General features: G+C 66.8%; 14 protein-coding genes. 6 read left to right on the top strand and 8 right to left on the bottom strand.

Going from position 1 to position 12,131, the window contains the following annotated elements:
- Positions 1-91 precede the first annotated feature (91 nt).
- Genes C8263_RS11800 through C8263_RS11790 form a run of 3 tightly spaced genes read left to right on the top strand, consistent with a single transcriptional unit; the run spans position 92 to position 1,895 of the window.
- A complete protein-coding gene (locus C8263_RS11800) occupies positions 92-664 on the top strand; it encodes an MOSC domain-containing protein (RefSeq protein ID WP_107138335.1) in 573 nt (190 codons plus the stop codon).
- The gene (locus tag C8263_RS11795) at positions 661-1,209 is read left to right on the top strand and encodes a YqhA family protein (RefSeq protein WP_107138334.1); all 549 of its coding nucleotides are present in this window, start codon (positions 661-663) and stop codon (positions 1,207-1,209) included. Before C8263_RS11800 ends, C8263_RS11795 begins: the two co-directional genes overlap by 4 nt.
- The gene (locus C8263_RS11790; RefSeq protein ID WP_199188394.1) at positions 1,206-1,895 is read left to right on the top strand and encodes a tRNA (adenine(22)-N(1))-methyltransferase TrmK; all 690 of its coding nucleotides are present in this window, start codon (positions 1,206-1,208) and stop codon (positions 1,893-1,895) included. Before C8263_RS11795 ends, C8263_RS11790 begins: the two co-directional genes overlap by 4 nt.
- A gap of 376 nt (positions 1,896-2,271) precedes the next feature.
- On the opposite strand, the gene rny is transcribed toward C8263_RS11790, so the two are convergent.
- On the bottom strand, positions 2,272-3,969 hold the full coding sequence (gene rny, locus C8263_RS11785) for a ribonuclease Y (RefSeq protein ID WP_107138332.1): 1,698 nt from the start codon (positions 3,967-3,969) through the stop codon (positions 2,272-2,274).
- Between the two features lie 180 nt (positions 3,970-4,149).
- Between rny and C8263_RS11780 the strand changes: the two genes are divergently transcribed.
- A complete protein-coding gene (locus tag C8263_RS11780; protein ID WP_107138331.1) occupies positions 4,150-4,989 on the top strand; it encodes a DUF1963 domain-containing protein in 840 nt (279 codons plus the stop codon).
- A gap of 13 nt (positions 4,990-5,002) precedes the next feature.
- Here the strand turns inward: C8263_RS11780 and C8263_RS11775 are convergent, their stop codons facing one another.
- The 5 genes from C8263_RS11775 to rpsF form a co-directional block, all read right to left on the bottom strand.
- Positions 5,003-5,524 (bottom strand): DUF4384 domain-containing protein, encoded by a 522-nt coding sequence (locus tag C8263_RS11775; protein ID WP_107138330.1) that lies wholly within the window; start codon positions 5,522-5,524, stop codon positions 5,003-5,005.
- A 114-nt stretch (positions 5,525-5,638) separates the two neighbouring features.
- The gene (rplI, locus tag C8263_RS11770; RefSeq protein WP_107138329.1) at positions 5,639-6,079 is read right to left on the bottom strand and encodes a 50S ribosomal protein L9; all 441 of its coding nucleotides are present in this window, start codon (positions 6,077-6,079) and stop codon (positions 5,639-5,641) included.
- Between the two features lie 11 nt (positions 6,080-6,090).
- Positions 6,091-6,366: a 30S ribosomal protein S18 gene (gene rpsR / locus C8263_RS11765; RefSeq protein ID WP_107138328.1), complete on the bottom strand. Its 276-nt coding sequence runs from the start codon at positions 6,364-6,366 to the stop codon at positions 6,091-6,093.
- 152 nt (positions 6,367-6,518) lie between these two features.
- Positions 6,519-7,415 carry a single-stranded DNA-binding protein gene (locus C8263_RS11760; RefSeq protein WP_107138327.1) on the bottom strand — a complete coding sequence of 299 codons (897 nt, stop codon included), beginning with the start codon at positions 7,413-7,415 and terminating at the stop codon, positions 6,519-6,521.
- Between the two features lie 122 nt (positions 7,416-7,537).
- Positions 7,538-7,846 (bottom strand): 30S ribosomal protein S6, encoded by a 309-nt coding sequence (rpsF, locus tag C8263_RS11755; protein WP_107138326.1) that lies wholly within the window; start codon positions 7,844-7,846, stop codon positions 7,538-7,540.
- A gap of 142 nt (positions 7,847-7,988) precedes the next feature.
- On the opposite strand from rpsF, the gene C8263_RS11750 reads away from it, so the two are divergent.
- Together C8263_RS11750 and C8263_RS11745 are read left to right on the top strand one after the other, a co-directional pair.
- Positions 7,989-8,507 (top strand): hypothetical protein, encoded by a 519-nt coding sequence (locus tag C8263_RS11750; RefSeq protein WP_107138325.1) that lies wholly within the window; start codon positions 7,989-7,991, stop codon positions 8,505-8,507.
- Positions 8,504-9,448, top strand: coding sequence for a GNAT family N-acetyltransferase (locus C8263_RS11745; RefSeq protein ID WP_107138324.1), 945 nt, complete (start codon positions 8,504-8,506; stop codon positions 9,446-9,448). Before C8263_RS11750 ends, C8263_RS11745 begins: the two co-directional genes overlap by 4 nt.
- Positions 9,449-9,454: 6 nt before the next feature.
- Here the strand turns inward: C8263_RS11745 and C8263_RS11740 are convergent, their stop codons facing one another.
- Together C8263_RS11740 and prfB are read right to left on the bottom strand one after the other, a co-directional pair.
- Positions 9,455-10,438, bottom strand: a complete 984-nt coding sequence (locus tag C8263_RS11740) for a serine/threonine-protein kinase (protein ID WP_107138323.1) — start codon at positions 10,436-10,438, stop codon at positions 9,455-9,457.
- Positions 10,439-10,548: 110 nt separating this feature from the next.
- A protein-coding gene (prfB, locus tag C8263_RS11735) for a peptide chain release factor 2 (protein ID WP_107138322.1) occupies positions 10,549-11,644 on the bottom strand; the annotation gives its coding sequence in 2 pieces (ribosomal slippage) (positions 10,549-11,598 and positions 11,600-11,644; 1,095 coding nt in all).
- Positions 11,645-12,131: the final 487 nt, after the last annotated feature.

The raw sequence follows: 12,131 nt of genomic DNA, 5'->3' as shown, positions 1-12,131 counted from the left end.
CACGTCGGGTCAGACGCCTCATGCCCCGCAGCATAGCAGAGGCCCGCGCTGCACCCGGCGGCCCCCGGTCTGTGCAGGTAGCATTCAGGGCGTGAAGACCATCCACGAACTGCGCGCCACCTTCCCGCAGCCGGGCCGGGTGGAGTGGCTTGGCCTGCGCCCCGCCCGCCGGGTGCCTGTGGTGCGCTGGGCGCAGGTGGAGGCGCACCCGCTGGTGGGCCTGATTGGCGACCACGGCAAGGGGGCCCCGCCCCGCCTGACCGCTCTGACCGGCGAGGTGGGTGAAGCCGCCCAGCCCGGCGCGGCGCCGCCCGTCCCCGGTGGCCCGGGTCGGCGGCAGGTCACCCTCATTCAGGCCGAGCACCTGCCGGTGATCGCCGCGCTGTGTGGCCGCGCGCAGGTGACCCCGGACCTGCTGCGGCGCAACCTCGTGGTCAGCGGCCTGCCCCTCCTGGCCCTCAAAGACGCCCGCTTTCAGGTGGGCGAGGTGGTGCTGGAGGGCACAGGCGAGTGCCACCCCTGCTCGCGCATGGAAGAAATGCTGGGGCCGGGCGGCTACAACGCGGTCCGCGGCCACGGCGGCCTGACGGCCCGGGTCATTCGCGGTGGCTGGATCCGCGAGGGCGACGAGGTGCGGCCCCTGCTCTCCGGGGGCCCGGAATGAAGGCCCGGCCTCCTGCCCGGCTGGGCCCCGCCCGCCGCGTCACTCTGGCTGGGGCTTTCGGTTTCGCCCGGCTGATCGTGGAACTGGGGGTGCTGAGTTCCTTTGCCTTCAGTCTGGCGCTGTTCGTGGCGGCCATCGCCCAGGCGTACGTGACCATTCGCGCGGCATTCACCCGGCTGGGCGAGCCCGACACCACCAAAAGCCTGATCGTGGCGGCGGTGGAACAGGCCGACACCCTCCTGATCGGCATGGCGCTGCTGATCATCTCGTTTGGCCTGCAGGCGCTGTTTGTGGGCCGGCTGCAGAACGTGCCCCCCTGGCTGCACATTGATTCCTTCGACGATCTCAAGCAGAAACTGATCGGGATTGTGATTCTGGCGCTGGGTGTGAATTTCTTCAGCGTGGCGCTGAAATGGACCGGCGGCGACATCCTGGCGTACGGGCTGGCCATCGCCGCCGTGATTCTGGCTGTGGGGGCCTACTCGGTCATTCTCACCCGGCAGGGCGGCCGGTCTGCCGCGCCCCCCGGGGAGCCGCCCGCGTGACCCGGGCAGCCGATGGACCCGCACTGGACGCCCGCCTGGAAGCCGTTCTGGCCCAGGTGCGGGCCGATGTTCACGCTGATATTGGCAGCGACCATGCCAAGCTGCCCATCCGGCTGCTGCGCGCGGGCCGCATCCAGCGCGGTGTGATCGTGGAACTGAATCCCGGCCCCCTGGCCCACGCCCGGCAGAACGTGGCGCGCGCCGGGCTGGCGGGCCAGCTGGAGGTGCGCGCGGGCGACGGCTTTGCTCCCCTGGCCCCCGGCGAGGTGGCCAGCGCGAGCGTCACAGGAATGGGCGCCTTCACCATCCTGGGGATGCTGCGGCGCGAGCCGGGGCGCCTGCCGCCCACCCTGGTGCTGCAGCCCAACGACAGCGCCGAATCCCTGCGCCGCTGGGCCCGGGCCGCTGGCTACCACCTGCGCGCCGATCTGCTGGTGCCCGGCTACTGGGCCTACCCGGTACTGCGCCTGGACCGCGCACCCGGCCCGGACCCGGCCTACGACGGCCTGCCCGAGGCAGCCGCGCTGCGCTATGGCCCGGCCCTCCTGCGGGGTCAAGACCCCTTGTTGCGTGCCCAGGTGCAGGCTGACCTCCGCCGCCTGACCCCCCTGGCCGCCCCGGGCCGCGTCGCCCAGACCGAGCTGGAGATGGCCCTGGCCGCCTGGGCGTGGTTGCAGGGGCTCTGAAACAAAAAACCCGCCTTCGTCGGCGGTGATAAGAACAAGATAGCGCGGTATGCAGCCCGGGTCAAGCCCAGCCGGGCGACCGGGAAAACCCTGTCTGGAACGCATGATCTCGCTGCGGTTCACAGGAGGGCGTGCATAGCCTCAGAGCCCGCATGGGGTCCACCCCTGCGGCGGGCGGCCCACCTTTGCCCAGGGTGCCCACAAATCCAGGAGGCAATAAAAAAGCCGCCTTCTTTGGCGGTGATGAAAACAGGATAGCCCAGAATACAGGCCATGTCAACTTATGCGCATGGATGCTTAAAAGACCGCGCTGCAAGTAAAACAGAGGTGGGGGCAGGCGCTCTTCCTGCGCACTGCCCCCCGCGTCCTGCTTCCTCTACCGCGCCACTTCCACCGCGCGGCTTTCGCGCACCACAGTCACCTGCACCTGACCGGGGTATTCCATATCCTGCTCCACCCGGCCGGCAATCTCGCGGGCCAGCAGGGTGGCCTGGGCATCGGTGACCTTTTCCGGCTGCACGATCACGCGCACCTCGCGCCCGGCCTGAATGGCGTACGCCTGCTGCACGCCAGGAAACGACACGGCAATCTGTTCCAGCTGTTCCAGGCGGCGCACATAGGATTCCAGTTCCTCACGCCGCGCGCCGGGGCGGGCCGCGCTGATCGCGTCGGCGGCGGCCACCAGCACCGAATACAGCGTCTGGCCGTTTTCGGGGTCGTGGTGGTGGGCAATGGCGTCAATCACCTCGGGCGGCTCGCCAAAGCGTTTGGCGAGGTTGATGCCGATTTCCACATGTGTGCCGTCAATCTCACGGTCAATGCTCTTGCCCACGTCGTGCATCAGGCCCGCGCGCCGCGCCAGGGCGGCGTCCAGGCCCAGTTCGCCCGCCATGATACCGGTCAGGTGCGCCACCTGAATGGAGTGCTTCAGGACATTCTGGCCGTAGCTGGTGCGGAAATACATGCGGCCCAGCAACTGCACCAGCCCCGGCTTGACTCCCATCACGCCCGCCTCAATGGCCGCTTCCTCGCCCTGGGTGTGCATGTAGGTTTTCATCTCGTCCTGCGCCTTGTGAACCATCTCCTCAATGCGCGTGGGGTGAATGCGGCCGTCGGCCACCAGGGCGTCCAGCACATGCCGGGCCACCTCGCGGCGCACCGGGTTGAAGCTGGACAGAATCACCGCCTCTGGGGTGTCGTCAATAATCAGGTCCACACCGGTCAGGGCCTCAAAGGCGCGGATGTTGCGTCCCTCACGGCCAATCAGGCGGCCCTTCATGGCGTCATTGGGAATGGGCACCACCGAAACGCTCAGCGCAGCACTCGTTTCCGAAGCGCTGCGCTGAATGGCCTGGGCCACGACATGGCGCGCGGTGCGCCGCGCCTCCGCTGTGGCGCGCTCCTGCATGGCCTTGATGCGGATGGCCTTTTCCTCTTCCAGTTCGGCCTCCAGCCGTTCCAGAATCTCGGCGCGGGCCGCTTCGGGCGACAGGTTGGCCACCTCGTACAGCCGCAGGTCCACGAGGCGGCCCCGCTCGGCCAGCTCGGTTTCCTGGGTGCCCAGGGCGCGGCTGCGGTCTTCCAGACGCTCTTCTAAGGTGTCGAGCTTCTCGCCCCGGGCGTCCAGTTGCTCGGCGCGGCGGTTGAGGCGCTCAATCTCGCGCTTGAGTTCCTCGCGCTCTCGCCGGGTTTCCTGGCGGTCGGTGGCCAGGGCCTCGCGCTCGCGGGCCACCTCCTGCTTGGCCTGGGTGCGCTCGGTTTCCAGTTGCGTGCGCAGTCCCAGCACCTGTTCGCGCTGGGCGTCCAGCTGCGCGCCCTGGCGGGTGAGCTGCTCTTCGCGTTGCGCGGCTTCCTGCGTTCGTCGCGTGGCCTCCTGCCTGGCCTGGTCGGCCTCTGCCCGCAGCGCCCGCGCGGCCTCTTCGGCCTGCGCGCGGATGCGCTGCGCTTCCTGCAGGGCTTCTTGCTGAAGTCGGTCATCCACCTCGGCCCGCCTGCGCGCGCCGCGTGTCTGTCCCCCCAGAAAGCCCCCGACCAATCCGAGCAGCAGCGCCACAATGACCCAGATCATCGTCATGGTGCGCTCCTTTCGGTGTGTTGCATGGGGCGCGTGGGCCTTGGGCTGGCCGCGCCCCGCATAGGGTGATGAAAAGCGAACGCCGCCTGCCGCTGCTGAACTTTGGGAGGAACGTTCGCCACGCAGTGTAGCTCCAAAGGTCCGGCAGGGGAGAGAGGCGCGCCAGGAGTAGCCTGCCGCATGGTCCACAGGCTTCCAGCCGCCGCGTCCCTCGCTGAAGTTCATGTCTGGATTCGGCAGCAACTGGCCCAGATGGGGCAGCCCCCTGGCACCCCCACTGAGGCAGCGCTGCACCAGGCAGTGCGCCCCTGCTATCACCTGGAATTTGAAGAAGTCCCGGATGAACAGCTTCCAGTCGCCCACAGCAAATTCGGCGGGCAGCCGGATGTGCCCCCGGGCTGGACATGGCCCCGCAGCCCCGCTGGGGGACCCCTGCGTTTTCTGTGCCAGTTGCGGCTCGACCAGTTACCGGGCCGCACGCCCGACGACGACGAGCCGCCGCACGGCCTGCTGTCGTTTTTCTGGCTGTTTCACCCAGATGAGCAGTTGATTGTTGAGTGGTGGCCCCAGTTGGACGGGCTGCAGCGGCGACCCAGCCTGCCTCCAGGCGGCTACGCCTACCGGCCCCGACAGGTGCTTGCCCGCCGCACCCTCAGTCTTGTGGACCTGTCCGTTCCCAGTGGCCTGGGTGGGGAAGAGCACGACCGTTTTCGCGGGCTGTGGGCTCAATTGAGTCAATCCGGGGCATTTGAGTTTGGCGGCGTGACTCTGTTCGGTCACGTGGACCGGGCCTCGTACCTGTCCTGGGCCGAGAGTGCATTGCCCAGGGAGCTCTGCGACTGGACCCTGCATGATCCGGTGGTGAACCTCCTGCGCCTGTGGTCTGTCGCGCACCTGGGCGACGACGTGCTGGAGGATACCGGCGACAATCACATCTACACCCCGGAGTTCATCCTGCGCCGCAGCGATCTGCGGGCCCGGCATTTCCACCGGGCCCACTATGAGCTGAGCGTGGATTGACTCTGCCGGGCGCTCAGGGCAGCACGGTAAAGGTGCCTAGACCGGCACGGCCAGGATTCTGCGCCGTGAGCTTGGGGAGCAGCGTGGTCACCAGCGCGCCCGCCCCCTGCGTCTGCACCGTGGCAAAGGCCGAGTTGGCATTGGCATAGGCACTGATGCCCGCCAGATTCAGGGGCGCGGCGCTGAGGTAGACAAGCACCTGATGGTCCCCAGTGGGTGCAGAAGCCACCAGTCGGAAGGCGCTGTCGGCCGCAGGGAAGCTGGTGCGGCCGCTGTGGGCCAGCTCCACCGCCCCGCCCGGCAGGCGGTTGGGCAACAGCTGCTGCACCGAGCCATCCGGGGCCTCCACGAACAGGGCCACGTGGCCCTGCATCCCGTTGGCCTGCAGATCAAAGGTCAGATTCTGCCCCACACGCGGCGTGGCCGGAAGCACTGACGCACTGGGGTCCCGGGCCGGGTCGGGGGTGGGCGCAGTGGGTGGGGTACAGGCGGTCAGGACGGCACCAAGGAACACGACAAGCAGGAAGGAACGCATCTGGCTCAGGATAGATACTCTGGCACTGGCGCGAGACCGCACCTATGGCCAATGCACCTGTGGCCCATGCAAAAACCCCCGCCTACTCAGCGGGGGCCAAAGACTGAACAGTCTTTACTTCGTGGCGTGCACCACGAGCTTCATGGGAATGGTCACTTCGGGATGGGCGCGGTAAGCGATGTCGTACTCGCCGATTTCCTTGACGGTCTTCGGCATGTCAATGCGGCGCTTGTCCACGTCAAAGCCCAGCTGGTCCAGGGCGCCAGCCACGTCGGCGTGGGTCACGGCGCCGTAGATCTTGCCTTCGCCGGCACGCACGCTGAGTTCCACGGCCACACCGTTCAGGCGGCTGGCGAGGTCCTCGGCGCTGGCCTTTTCGGCAGCCAGGATCTTCTGGCGGGCACGCACGCGCGCTTCCAGGCTCTTCATGTTCGAGCTGGTGGCGGGCGCGGCGATGCCCTGGGGAATCAGCCAGTTGCGGGCGTAACCGTCTTTGACGTTCACGACGTCGCCGGTTTTGCCCAGCTTGCCGGGTTCAAGAAGAATAACTTGCATCGGTATTCTCCTTACTTCCGGACCAGTTTCTCGGTGTAGGGCAGCAGGGCCAGCTGGCGGGCGATTTTAATCGTCTGCGCAATGCGGCGCTGGTGCTTGGCCGAGAGGCCGGTGCGGCGGCGGGGAAGAATCTTGCCGGTGTCCGAAACGAACCGGCGCAGCATCTTCACGTCTTTGTAGTCGGTGATTTCCAGTTCCCCAATGGAGAACGGGTCCACCTTGGGCTTGCGGGGGCGCTTGGGCCCCTTGCCGCGCGGCTTGCGCTCGGCGTTGTTTGCCTGGGTCATTGTGGGGATTCCTCTAAAGCTGCCGGCGAGAAAGGGGCCGCTCTGTGGGGGTCTAAGGGTCAAAGAGTCAAAGGGTCTAAGAAACACAGAAACTGGATTTTCTTAGCCGCTTGGACCTTTTAACCCTTAGACATCACGCCCTCAGGCGTGCCTTAAAACGGCAGGTCTTCCTCATCCGGCGGGAAGTCGTCGAGACCTTGATCAATATCCAAGCCGCCCGAACGGTTCCCCGTGTTCGCTGCGGGGCGCTGTGAGCCAGCGCTCTGCGGGCGCGCCGCACTGCTCGCGGTCTGCGTGCGAGGTCCGGCGGGGGTGGCTGCGGCATACCCGGAAGTGGGGCTGGCCGCGCCTCGGGACAGGGCTTCGACTCGCGTCGCCTCTACTTTGGTCGAGTTGCGTTTGTTGCCATCGCGGTCGGTCCACGCTTCGTTCACCAGTCGGCCGCGCACCAGCACAGGGTCGCCCTTGCGCAGGTCCTTCATGCTCTCGGCCAGCTCACGCCACAGCGTTACGTCAATCCAGTGGGTCTTTTCCTGCTTCTGCCCCTGACGGTCGTTCCAGGTCTCGTTCACGGCCAGGCCGAGTCCAAGCACGGCGTCGCCGGCGGGGGTGTAGCGCAGTTCGGGGTCACGGGTGACATTGCCGATGAGCACCACTTCGTTCATGCCGCTGCCCATGCGAACGCCGCCTCCGGCGTCCTGGACCAGTTCAGGCTGGGTGCCGAGCTGTTCCATGCGCAGCGCCTTGACGCGCACCATGCTGCGTTTGCCGCCCTCGGGCGCTTCCCACTGGCTGTATTCCAGGCTGCCTTCAACCAGCACGGCGTCGCCGCCCTTGAGGTTGCGCTCGGCCTGCCACTCGGCGGGCTTGCCCAGAATGGACACGCGGTGATACCAGGGGAGTTTACGTTCGCGGCCGTCGTTGCCCACGATGTGGTCTTCACCGGCCACGGTGGCTTCAAACACGGCGGTGCCGCTGGGGGTGTACCGCAGTTCGGGATCGCGGGCGAGTGCGCCGATCAGGTAAACGTGGTTCATGCCTCGGGCCATAACAGGGTCTCCTTGCTTGCTGGCGAACAGTACTGGGGTTTAGGTCTGGCTGGCTGTCTTGGCCCTTGCGGGTTGACCATACGATAACAAGCCCAAGCTTTTACGTCAATGGCGTAAAACGCTCAGGCTTTCTTGGTCTTCCACTCCGGGCGGTCCTTGACCACCAGGACGCGGCGCACGTGGTCGCGCAGACGCAGGGTGCTGGCAATGTCCTTTTCGGGGTTGCCGGCGGCCTTGATGGTGTACATCAGGTAGTAGCCCTCGCGGTCCTTGTTCACGGCGTAGGCGAGGCGGCGGTTGCCGGGCTCGTCCAGGGTGCTGATTTCCGCGCCCGCACTTTTCAGGGTGGTTTCGATGTAGTCCTTCTCGATGCCCACCTGCTCCGCGCTGAGGTTGGGGTTCAGGATCAGGTTCAGGTCGTACTGGTTCATGGTTCACCTCCTCTGTCGCCGCTCTCTGGCAGGCTCGGGCCTCGCCGGGCAGCGCAATTGGCAAGCATACCAGACGGAACCCGCGCTGACCAGAGCCGCGCGGCGGATAGGCTCTGGCTCCACACGGCCCTTAGGCTGGGGCATGACCCAGACCCCGGAGGCCCAGACCGCACCGCCTGCCCAGCACCCCTTAGACGGCATCCTGGACATTCTGCGTGAAACGGTGGAGGGCGGGCGGCCCGGCCAACCCACCGCCTTTCTGGACGGCACGGGTGCCGACGGCAGCGGCAACCACGGCCTGCTGGCCACGCTGGAGGCCCTGAACGCCGAGCAGGCCAGCCGCGAGGTTCTGGGCACCACCGTGGCCGCGCACACCGCCCACACCGCCTTTCACATGGAGGTGATCGTGCGCTGGGAACGCGACAGTGACCGGGGTCCCTTTGACTGGCAGGGCAGCTTTCAGCCGGTGCAGGTGGATGAGGCGGGCTGGGCCGCGCAGCGCCAGCGGGTGCGCGCCGCCTATGACGCCCTGGTGGCGTTTACACACAGCCAGCAGGACCAGCCCGTAACCGGGGACGCCACCGGCGGACTGACGGGCGGCGTGGCCCACGTGGCCTATCACCTGGGGGCCATCCGGCAGCTGGTCAAGGAGCTGCTTTGAGCGCGGGCTGGAGCCTGCGGCCAGTCACACCTGAGGACTTTCCCGCTCTGGCTGCGCTGTGGTCGTGCAGCCGCCCGGGGGTGACGGCTGAGGGCATTCAGGCGACGGACGCCCGGCGTGATCCCACCCACACGCTGCGCCGCCGTCTACTGGTGGACGCGGCTGGTGAGGCGGTAGGCGCCTCGCAGCTTCAGACCTTTGCCTTCGCGCCGCCCGGCTTCCTGCAGGCTCAGGTGGTCGTGGAGCCCCGCTTGCGCCAGCAGGGCGCCGGGCGGCAGCTGTGGGCCGATGTGGTGCAGGCCGGGCGAGAAGCGCAGGCCAGCGGTCTGACGCTGGATGTGGCCGACGATGATCCCGGTTCCCTGGCCTGGGGGACGCGGCGCGGCGCGGTGACGAGGGTGCACCGCTTTGCCTCGGAGCTGGACCTCACGACCTTTGACGCGGCGCCGTTTCAATCCAGGCTGGATCAGGCTGCGGCGCAGGGGGTGACTTTCAAGGACCTTGGAGGGGCCGGAGAGGAAGAGGTTGAGCGGTTTGTAAACTTTGTGGCCGACCGCCTGACCGAAACGCCCGACCTGCGCGGCCATCCCCGCTGGCCCCTGGCCGAGGTGAGGCGGCTGCTCCGGTTAAACGCAGTGGCCCGCCCCGACTGGTGGGTGCTGGCGGTGGGCCCGCAGGGCGAGTGGCTCGGCACCTCCATTCTGGAAGGGTTTCACCGCCAGAACTTTGGCTACAACAGTCTGACGGCGACGGCGCCCGAAGCGCGGGGGCGCGGCCTGGCCCTGCCGCTCAAACTGCAGGTGATTGCCCGGGCACAGGCGGCCGGCTTTCCCATGCTGCGCACCAACAACCATTCCGGCAACGCCCCCATGCTGGCCGTGAACCAGCGCCTGGGGTATCAGTCCCGCACTGGCCGCTTCGAGGTGCATTTCACGCTATGACCCGCGTTACTTCCGCCGTTTGAACAGGCTCCAGCGGCTCTCCTTGCTGGGGCCGGGGGCCTCCGGGGTGGGGGTCGCCTCTGTGGGGCGCCCCTCGGCCTGTGGCCCGTGGCGGCCCATTTGCCGGGCAGAGACAGGCGCAGTTTCCTGGGCCCCCTCAGGGTCCTCGTACACCTCGTCGGCGGGGGTTTCGCCCAGCGCACTCAGCAGGGCCCGGCGGACTGCGTCGGCCGTAGGGCGGTCGTGGGGCCGCTTGGCCAGGGCCAGTTCGGCCAGCCGGGCCACGCGGCGCGACACGCTGGGGTTCAGGCTCAGCAGCGGCGGGGGAAAGCGGGTCAGGTGCGCCACCATCAGTTCCTCGTAGGTGTGGCCGTGGTAGGGGCGCTCGCCGCCCAGCAGCTCATACATCATGATGCCCAGGCTGTACACGTCGCTGGCGGCGCTGCTGCTCTCGCCGTGGTAAATCTCCGGGGACATGTAAAAGGGGCTGCCGCTGGTCTGCCCCCCCTGCGCCGTGAAATAGGCGCTGCCCAGGTCAGCCAGGGCCGCGCGCCCCTCCTCATTTACATACACGTTCTGCGGCTTGACGTCCTGATGCACCGCGCCCTGATGGTGAAGATAGGTAAGCGCCGAGGCCACGTCAGCCAGGATTCTCAGGGCGTCGGGCAGCGGCAGGGTGCCGCCGGGCAGCTGGGGCAGCAGGTCGCTGAGCGCGCCGCGTGGGTAATAGGGAATGGCCAGAAAGGCTTTGGGCCCAAAGGCCGTGCCCGCATAGCCCGGCACGATGTGAGGGTGGCGGAACTTCAGGGTCAGGCGCACCTCGTTGCCAAAGCGCTCGGCGGCCTCCTGCACGCGCAGTGTTTCGGGCAGCGGCACCTTCAGGGCCACTTCTTTCTTACGCGCGTCGGTGGCCAGCCAGACCAGGGAAGTGTTCCCGCGCCCGATCACACGGTGCAGGGTGTAGCCAGGAATGGTGCGGTCTTCAGACATGGGCAGGTGGGGCACTCCAGTGGCCTGCAAGGTTGATGGCTGCACCTTAGCGCAAAGGGCGCCCGTCTGACGAGCGCCCTTGCAAAGCCGGCCGAGAGGCTTGACCAGAATTATTCGTCCTCGGCGCTGTCCTCGGCCACCCGTTTGCCGGCCAGCCACTCCAGGCCCGCCCACTGCAGGTCGGCCAGATCGCCGTCCAGAACGTCGTCGGGGTTGTGTTTCATCACGCCCGTGCGGTGATCCTTGATGTACTGCTTGTCCAGCACATACGAGCGGATCTGCGAGCCCCACTCAATCTTCTTCTGCTCACCGCGCGCCCGGGCTTCTTCCTCTTCCCGCTTGCGCATCTCAATGTCGTAAAGGCGCTGCTTGAGAATCTGCAGGGCGATCTCGTGGTTCTTGATCTGAGAACGGGTCTGCTGCGAAGCCACGGCAATCCCGGTGGGCAAGTGGGTCAGGCGCACGGCCGAGTCGGTGGTGTTCACGCCCTGCCCACCCGCGCCCTGCGAGCGGAACACGTCGCGGCGCAGGTCGGAGTCGGGAATGTGAATGTTGATCTCCTCTTCCGGCACCTCCGGCACCACGTCCACCGAAGCAAACGAGGTGTGGCGGCGGTTGTTGGAATCGAAGGGCGACACCCGCACCAGCCGGTGAACCCCGTGTTCGGGGGCCATCATGCCAAACGCCTTTTCGCCGCGAATGATGAATTCGCTGCTGACCACGCCCGCCTGGTCGCCGTCCACCTGGTCAATCATCTCGACCTTGAAGCCCCGGCGCTCGGCCCAGCGCATGTACATCCGCGAGAGCATGCCGGCCCAGTCCATGGACTCGGTGCCGCCCGCGCCGCTTTTCACCCGCACGATGGCGGCGGTCTCGGCGTGCTTCATGGTAAAGAGCGTTTCCTTGTACAGCTCGTCCACGCGCGTTTCCAGTGACTGCTGCTCTTCTTGCAGCATCTCGCGTTCCTCAGCGCTGGCCATCTCCAGCATTTCCGAGAGGCCCTGGGCGTCGGAGCTCAGGGTGCTGTAACTCTCGACCACCCGCCGTAAGGTGCCGGCTTCCTGCGTGACCTTGCGGGCGCGCGCGGCGTCGTTCCAGAGTTCCGGGTCGCTGAGTTCTCGGTCTAATTCGTTCAGGCGCCGCGTTTTGCCGGGAATGTCAAAGGTACTCCCGGAGCGACGCCAGTTTTTCGAGCAGTTCCTGCATGTGGCGTGCCTCCCTTCCGCCCTGGTCCCGTTGGCCGGGGGGCGGGTTTCAAGAGCCCAGTATAGAAGCCAAACGTTCGCCAGGACCCTGGCCTCTGAATCAGAAGGGTGAGATAAAGACCGCCAGCCTCTGACGAAGGTGCGGTTGGGAAGCCGCGGAATGGTGGCTCGGGCGAAGGCCAAGCGCGGCGCAAGCCTGAGGTGTTGACAAGTTCAGGAAAGCCCTGTATCTTTTCTGAGCCTCAAGCGAGGCGAGGTGCATGACAAGGCAGAAGAAGAGCGTACAGGGCGATCCGACAGGATCGTGTGAGCAGACATCCCCCCGGATGTCTCCAGATTCACGAAGAGCAGTCCGCTCGCGGACTGCGAAAAGAAGCCCGAGAGGGCAAGCCAAGCGCAAGCGAGGCATCAGACTGTATCAATTGACTTCGGTCAGTGATAACCATTTCTTGGAGAGTTTGATCCTGGCTCAGGGTGAACGCTGGCGG

Origin of the sequence: Deinococcus arcticus, assembly GCF_003028415.1 — a bacterium.
Taxonomy (GTDB): domain Bacteria; phylum Deinococcota; class Deinococci; order Deinococcales; family Deinococcaceae; genus Deinococcus; species Deinococcus arcticus.
This window is presented reverse-complemented; position numbering and strand designations above follow the sequence as displayed.

Excerpts from the sequence above, each read along its gene's own strand:
- C8263_RS11740 (WP_107138323.1), bottom strand. The coding sequence starts at position 10,438 with ATGTCTGAAGACCGCACCATTCCTGGCTACACCCTGCACCGTGTGATC.
- C8263_RS11780 (WP_107138331.1), top strand. The coding sequence starts at position 4,150 with ATGGTCCACAGGCTTCCAGCCGCCGCGTCCCTCGCTGAAGTTCATGTC.
- rny (WP_107138332.1), bottom strand. The coding sequence starts at position 3,969 with ATGACGATGATCTGGGTCATTGTGGCGCTGCTGCTCGGATTGGTCGGG.
- C8263_RS11795 (WP_107138334.1), top strand. The coding sequence starts at position 661 with ATGAAGGCCCGGCCTCCTGCCCGGCTGGGCCCCGCCCGCCGCGTCACT.
- C8263_RS11760 (WP_107138327.1), bottom strand. The coding sequence starts at position 7,415 with ATGGCCCGAGGCATGAACCACGTTTACCTGATCGGCGCACTCGCCCGC.
- rpsF (WP_107138326.1), bottom strand. The coding sequence starts at position 7,846 with ATGAACCAGTACGACCTGAACCTGATCCTGAACCCCAACCTCAGCGCG.
- rplI (WP_107138329.1), bottom strand. The coding sequence starts at position 6,079 with ATGCAAGTTATTCTTCTTGAACCCGGCAAGCTGGGCAAAACCGGCGAC.
- rpsR (WP_107138328.1), bottom strand. The coding sequence starts at position 6,366 with ATGACCCAGGCAAACAACGCCGAGCGCAAGCCGCGCGGCAAGGGGCCC.
- C8263_RS11775 (WP_107138330.1), bottom strand. The coding sequence starts at position 5,524 with ATGCGTTCCTTCCTGCTTGTCGTGTTCCTTGGTGCCGTCCTGACCGCC.
- C8263_RS11750 (WP_107138325.1), top strand. The coding sequence starts at position 7,989 with ATGACCCAGACCCCGGAGGCCCAGACCGCACCGCCTGCCCAGCACCCC.